We start from the raw sequence: 6,999 nt of genomic DNA, 5'->3' as shown, positions 1-6,999 counted from the left end.
CCGGCGATCATGGGCAGTGTCGCTGCCATGCTCGCGGCGCGCATCGTGGCGCGGTTGGATCTCATAGAACCCCCTGCGATGCGGTTCTTCGCATGCATGTAGTGGTCGGTAGTCCATGCGTCCGGGCGCCGGCCTGCGGCGGTGACGGCCGACGTGGAGCACACAATGGGGGCCACTCTGGCGACGAACTATTCATGCCAGGGAAAAGTAAAGGTCAAGGCAAGCTCAAGTAGTCGTCAGGCGGATGTTTCTGGACTTCCAATCGCACGGAAATGGAGAAAAGGGCTCGCATATTACTCAAGAATGCGCTCGCATGTTACTCAGGGACGCGCTGTAAATTACTCAGGGCCGTGACCTTTTCGGTATTGCGGTGGCAGCGTGGCAGTTCATGGTCGGGGCCCGCGAGGATCCTTCACGCCCTTCCGTCGACTCCTGGCCCTCGTCGCGCACGCCGTGAGCATTGCTTGGCATCCGGCCGACCACCGGCGTCGCCTACCTGCACACCGCCACCGCTCCGACGTCGGTGACCTGTTCCACCTCCAACCGGGTGTGTCTATGGGCGGCGTTCGGCGCCTTCGGCCGGGGAGTCTTTCAGGACCTCATCAACGGGCGGTTCGCCCCCGTTCCCGGGCGAAACGCCGCCGACGCGCTGTCCCGCGAACAGATCGCCGCCAGCGCGCCAGCGTCGCATGAGTGCCTGGGGCTGGAGGCAGCCGTGGAACGTCCAGGGCGAGTGCTCAGCTGCGGCTCTCCATCGAAGTATTGGGCCGCCGAAACCGGCCCCCTTCACCCGGGGCTGCGGCATCTATTTCCGCGCAGGGCTTCGAATACGACTGCAGCGGCGTCCGGTGGCTCAGATGGTGAGGACGGTCGACGAGTGCAGGCGCTGCTGCTGGGCCGGTGATTGGGGTGGCTGCGGAGGCGCTGAGAACCTCGGGCGGGGTCGACGTCGTGGTGCTTTTCCCGGTGGTAGTCGGTGCGCAGGTTTCGTCGACGAAGCCACCTTTGGCCAGCGTTTCCATCCGGCCAGGGCGGGGTGGGCGTGAGTATGAACTACTCAGGTGTGAGGGGGCGGGTCAGGCTTCCGTGGAAGCAGGTCGACTCCGGATTGGTGTGAGGCTTCGAAACTGAAGTGAAAATATTCTCGCCTGAGCCTGTCGGGAGTGCGCTGATTTCTGCGGACTGTTGCGGAATTTCACGAAGGTGCATGCTGTGAACGAACACCCTGTAACTCTCTATAGCCTGAATGCATCCGAAGCCTCGCAGATCCGGCATGTGCTCATGGAAGCTGAGGCTGCCGGCGGAGATCCGGGCAGTGAGTCCTTCTATGATTTCGCTTGGGAGTTTGTGTCAAGACTTCCCGTCGGGTTCAGGAGATTTCTGTCAGATTTCCGTCTGTACGAGTCGGCGGCCGGCCTGGTTGTCCGCGGGATGGAGATCGATGATACTGCTATGGGGCCGACGCCGGCTGGGTGGAGGAAAGCTGCCGGGGCGCAGGCAGCCCGTCGTGAGGAAATTTTCCTTGCTCTTGTAGCGACCTGTCTTGGAGAAGTCTTCAATTGGGCGACGATCCAGGGAGGGCGGATGATCCAGGACGTTCTTCCGGTGCAGGGGGAGGAGGATCGGCAGAGCGGTCACGGAAGCGTAGAACTCCTGTGGCACACAGAGGATGGATTCCATCCGAGTCGCTGCGCGTACGTCATTCTGCTGGGGATCAGAAACCATGGTGCTGTTCCCACATTGCTGTCGTCCGTTCGGGATGTTCGCCTTCCCGACTGGTGTGCAAAGGTCCTTTTTGAGGAGCGGTTCTTCATCTATCCGGATGATGAACATCTGGTGCAGCTCGCGCGGCAGTTTCCAGATCACCCGGCGCTTGAGGTAATGCAGCGTATGCGCGCAGCACCGGAGCCGGTGGCCGTGTTGTGGGGTGAGCCGAGCGCCCCCTACTTGCGCCTGGACGTGCCGTTCATGCGGTGTGCTGATGAGGAAGCCGAGAAAGCACTGGCTGTTCTGGTCGCCGAGCTGGATCGCTGCCGGGTGGATGTTGCTGTCAGAGCGGGTGATCTGCTCATCATCGACAATGACATCGCAGTTCACGGTCGTGCCAACTTCAGCCCCCGATTCGACGGCAAGGACCGCTGGTTGAAGAAGGCGCAAGTGACGCGAGACCTGCGCGCTGCCCGTACCCCGGGAGTCGGGGCGGGCTCCCGCGTGCTGTTCTGATCAGCAGTACAAGTCCCTTGCTCTGGAGCCGTCCGTTGTCTGCCGATCACCCGTCATTCGACACCCTGCTGATCGCCAACCGCGGCGAGATCGCTGCCCGGATCGTCCGCACCTGCCGCCGGATCGGCATTGCTACCGTCGCGGTCTACTCCGACCCGGACCGCTCCGCCCCGCATGTCCGGCTCGCCGACCACGCGGTGCGGCTCGGCCCGGCCCCCGCCAAGGACAGCTACCTGCGCACCGACCTGATGCTGCGGGCCGCCCACGACAGCGGTGCCGGCGCGGTTCACCCCGGCTACGGCTTCCTGTCCGAGGACGCTGCCTTCGCCGGGCAGGTGGAGGCGGCCGGGCTCGCCTTCGTCGGCCCGACCCCCGGCCAGCTGGACGTCTTCGGCGCCAAGCACACGGCCCGGGCCGCCGCCGAGGCCGCCGGGGTGCCGCTGCTGCCCGGCACCGGCCTGCTGCCCAACCTGCCGGCCGCGCGGGCCGCCGCCGAGACCGTCGGCTACCCGGTGATGCTCAAGGCCACCGGCGGAGGTGGCGGCATCGGCATGCAGGCCTGCCACAACGCCGCCGACCTCACCGACGCCTGGGAGCGGGTGCAGCGGGTGGCCGCCGCCGGATTTGCGACCGCCGGCGTCTTCCTGGAACGGCTGGTGGAGCACGCCCGCCACGTCGAGGTTCAGGTCTTCGGTGACGGCGCCGGCCGGGTGGTCACCCTCGGCGACCGCGACTGCTCGCTGCAGCGCCGCAACCAGAAGGTCCTGGAGGAGGCCCCCGCCCCCGGCCTGCCCGACCGCGTCCGCCGGCGACTCGCCGACTGCGCCCGGGACCTGTGCGCCTCCGTCGGCTACCGCTCCGCCGGCACCGTCGAGTACGTCTACGACGCCGCCAGCCAGGAGGCGTATTTCCTGGAGGTCAACACCCGCCTGCAGGTCGAGCATCCGGTCACCGAGGCGGTGTACGGGGTGGACCTGGTCGAGTGGATGCTCCGGCTCGCCCAGGGCGACCGCTCGGTGGTCCGTGAGGTCGGCGCACCGGACGGACACGCCGTCGAGGCCCGCGTCTACGCAGAGGACCCGAGCCGCGACCACCGCCCGAGCGCCGGGCTGCTCACCGAGGTCACTTTCCCCGCAGACGTCCGGGTGGACACCTGGGTGGAGACCGGCACCGAGGTCACCACCGCCTACGACCCGATGCTCGCCAAGGTGATCGTGCACGGCACCGACCGCGGCGACGCCCTCGCCCGGCTCACCGACGCCCTGGCAGGTACCCGCATCCACGGCATCGAGACCAACCTCGGCCTGCTGCGCGCCGTGCCCGCCGTGCCCGAGGTCGCCGAGGCCGCCCACCACACCGCCACCCTGGCGCACGTCGCCGACCCCACCCCGCGGATCGAGGTCATCCGCGCCGGCACCCAGACCACCGTCCAGGACTGGCCGGGCCGCACCGGCTACTGGCACGTCGGCGTGCCGCCCTGCGGTCCGATGGACGACCTCTCCTTCCGGCTCGGCAACCGGGCGCTCGGCAACCCCGAGGGCGCCGCAGGACTGGAGTGCACCCTGCTCGGACCGGAGCTGCGCTTCACCGCCCCGACCTGGGTCTGCGTCACCGGCGCGTCCACCGACATCACCGTGGACGGCACACCGGTGCCACAGTGGGAGCCGGTGCTCGTCCCGGCGGGCGGCCTGCTCGTCGTCCCCGCCCCGCCCGGCCCCGGCCTGCGCAGCTACCTGCTGATTGCCGGCGGCCTGCAGACCCCCGACTTCCTCGGCAGCGCCGCCACCTTCACCCTCGGCGGCTTCGGCGGCCACGGCGGACGGGCGCTGCGCACCGGCGACGTCCTGCACGGCGGCACCGACCGCCTCGGCGTAGACGGAGGTCCCGTCCCCGAGGAGGAGCGGCCCCCTTTCACCTCCGACTGGGAGCTGCCGGCCGTCGAAGGGCCCCACGCTGCACCGGAGTTCTTCACCCCGCAGGACATCAAGAAGTTCTACGCCGCGGACTGGTCCGTGCACTTCAACAGCGCCCGCACCGGCGTCCGCCTGGTCGGCCCCAAACCCGACTGGGCCCGCCCGGACGGTGGCGAGGCCGGCCTGCATCCCTCCAACATCCACGACACGCCGTACACGGTCGGCGCCGTCGACTACACCGGCGACATGCCCGTCCTGCTCGGCCCGGACGGTCCCTCGCTCGGCGGCTTTGTCTGTCCCGCGACCGTGGTCACCGGGCAGCGCTGGAAGCTCGGCCAGCTCCGTCCCGGCGACCGGGTCCGGTTCGTGCCGGTCACCGGCGAGGACGCCGCCGCGCTGCGCCGCACTCCGGCTGCCGCGCCGCGCGCCTCCCGCCCGCTGGTCGCCGACGGCGGTGTGCTGGCCACGCTGCCCGCCACCGCGGAGCGGCCGTGCGTCACCTACCGGCGCAGCGGGGACGACAATCTGCTGGTCGAGTACGGGCCCATGCAGCTCGACCTGGCGCTGCGGATGCGCGTCCACGCGCTGGCCGAGCGACTCGCCCAGCGGCGGCCGCAGGGGGTCATCGACCTGACCCCGGGCGTCCGCTCGCTGCAGGTGCACGTGGACCCGGACGCCCTGCCGCTGCCCGAACTGCTGGCACTGGTGCGGGAGATCGAACGTGCGCTGCCCGCCACCGACCACCTGGCCGTGCCGAGCCGCACCGTCCACCTGCCGCTGTCCTGGGACGACCCGGCGACCCGGGAGGCGATCCAGCGGTACATGACGGGCGTGCGGGACGACGCGCCGTGGTGTCCGTGGAACATCGAGTTCATCCGGCGGATCAACGGGCTTGCGTCGGTCGAGGACGTGTACCGCACGGTCTTCGACGCGGAGTACCTGGTGCTCGGCCTCGGCGACGTCTACCTGGGCGCCCCGGTGGCCACCCCGCTCGACCCGCGGCACCGGCTGATCACGACCAAATACAATCCGGCCCGCACCTGGACGGCCGAGAACTCGGTCGGCATCGGCGGCGCCTACCTCTGCGTCTACGGCATGGAGGGACCCGGCGGCTACCAGTTCGTCGGGCGGACGGTGCAGATGTGGTCGGGCTGGCAGCAGCGCGGCCCGTTCGAGCCGGGCGCGCCGTGGCTGCTGCGGTTCTTCGACCGGATCCGCTGGTACCCGGTCTCCACACAGGAACTGCTGGAGATGCGGGCCGACATGGCGGCCGGGCGGTTCGCGCTGAAGATCGAGGAGGGCGAGTTCGTGCTCGCCGACCACCTGCGCTTCCTCGACCAGCATGCCGGGTCGATCGCCGAGTTCCGGACCGTACAGGCGGCGGCCTTCGCTGCCGAGCGGAAGGCGTGGGAGGAGGCGGGCGAGTTCGACCGGGCCGAACGGGCGGCGGCCGCAGCACCGCTCGCGCCACGGACCATGACCACACCGCCGGGGGGCCGCGTGGTAGAGGCCGAGTTCACCGCGTGCGTGTGGAAGATCGACGTGGTACCGGGTGAGCAGGTGCGCAAGGGGCAGCAGTTGATGGCACTGGAGGCGATGAAGATGGAGTTCCCTGTGACAGCTCCCGTCGATGGCACCGTCGCCGACCTGTTCGTCCGACCCGGCAGCTATGTCACGCGCGGCGACATGCTCCTTGTGGTGGAGCAACGGTGACCCGGGGCCAGAGGTGTCTTCACGCCGATCATGTCACCCTGCACGGCGGGGCCCAAAAGCGGTCGAACACTCGGGAAAGCTTGTGACGAGCCACTCTGTCAACACGCCTTCGCAGCCTCTCACAGCTGGGTTGCCTTCCGGGATCTTCTTGATCGTCGGAGCCAGTATCCTGTGGGGAACCATCGGATTTGCACAGAGCTTCATCCCTCACGTGGGATCTGCTCCCGTTGCAGGTCTACGTGCACTCCTGGCCGCCCTGGTCTTCATTGCGGTGCTTGCGTGCACGGGCAGACTGCCAACGCTCGGCACCCTCATGAGGCGCAGCATGCTGTTGTGCGTTGCAGGCGCCGTCAGCGTCTCCGCATTCCAGATCTCGATCATCTTCTCCGTTCGCCAGGCAGGTGTCTGCGCCGGGACATTGATGTCGATCGGCACAGGATCGGTCTGTACGGGAGCGGTGTCCGTGCTCCGAGACCGCACACTGCCGCCCGGCTGGCTGGCATCCGCGATCCTCTCGGCTTGCGGGTGCTCACTGCTCGCCTCATCAACGCATTCACGAATCGAGACATTCGGCGTACTAGCCTCATTCATTGCCGGCCTGGCCTACGCTGCCTACACAATTGCCGCCAAGACCCTAGTGTCACGAGGCGAAGACGGGACAACCGTAATGTCCGCGTTCTTCACCTGGTCTACGATACTCCTGAGCCCCACCCTGTCCGGCACTCAATGGCATGAAATCCTCTCCATCAGAGGCGCAATAGCAATCGGTTGGCTAGGTATTGCTGCCACCGCAGGAGCGTACTTCCTGTTCAGCCGCGGCCTACCGCGAGTATCAGCGCCCCATGCCACGCTCGTGGGCCTTGCCGAACCCGTCACCGCCTCCCTGTTGGCTCTCATAATCTTGCAGGAGCGCATGAATATGTGGTCGATCCTCGGTATTTCGGCAATGCTTATCAGTTTCTGCTTGGCGGCATTCTCCAATTTTGGATTTTCCGGCAAGTTCAAGCGTTTTATCGACAGGTGAGGTCTGGCGTTCATCCCTGAGGAAACCTCAGTGAACCTCTTTCATCCTAAATAGTCGCAGGTCAAGAGGGTGTGGATGGCTTGGACGGCGGTGCCGATACGTCGGGTTGAACATCGGGCTCGCCGT

General features: G+C 67.4%; 3 protein-coding genes and 1 pseudogene. 3 read left to right on the top strand and 1 reads right to left on the bottom strand.

What is annotated here, in order from left to right; translation table 11 throughout:
• Window positions 1–1,212: 1,212 nt before the first annotated feature.
• From ACGFYN_RS47565 to ACGFYN_RS47555, 3 genes are all read left to right on the top strand, one after another.
• Window positions 1,213–2,223 carry a TauD/TfdA family dioxygenase gene (locus ACGFYN_RS47565; RefSeq protein ID WP_393872205.1) on the top strand — a complete coding sequence of 337 codons (1,011 nt, stop codon included), beginning with the start codon at window positions 1,213–1,215 and terminating at the stop codon, window positions 2,221–2,223.
• A 35-nt stretch (window positions 2,224–2,258) separates the two neighbouring features.
• The gene (uca, locus tag ACGFYN_RS47560) at window positions 2,259–5,849 is read left to right on the top strand and encodes an urea carboxylase (RefSeq protein WP_393872204.1); all 3,591 of its coding nucleotides are present in this window, start codon (window positions 2,259–2,261) and stop codon (window positions 5,847–5,849) included.
• Between the two features lie 313 nt (window positions 5,850–6,162).
• Entirely contained in the window at window positions 6,163–6,873 is a 711-nt protein-coding gene (locus ACGFYN_RS47555) for an EamA family transporter (protein ID WP_393872203.1), read from the top strand.
• Between the two features lie 41 nt (window positions 6,874–6,914).
• Here ACGFYN_RS47555 and ACGFYN_RS47550 read toward each other — a convergent pair.
• A pseudogene (locus ACGFYN_RS47550) lies at window positions 6,915–6,999 on the bottom strand (IS5/IS1182 family transposase); the annotation flags it as partial.

The sequence above is a fragment of the Streptomyces sp. NPDC048419 genome (genome assembly GCF_043200415.1).
GTDB lineage: Bacteria > Actinomycetota > Actinomycetes > Streptomycetales > Streptomycetaceae > Streptomyces.
Note: the sequence above shows the minus strand (reverse complement) of the source record. Positions and strands in the feature narration are given on the sequence as shown.

Coding starts and splice junctions, on each gene's coding strand:
- ACGFYN_RS47555 (WP_393872203.1), top strand. CDS start 6,163: ATGAGGCGCAGCATGCTGTTGTGCGTTGCAGGCGCCGTCAGCGTCTCC.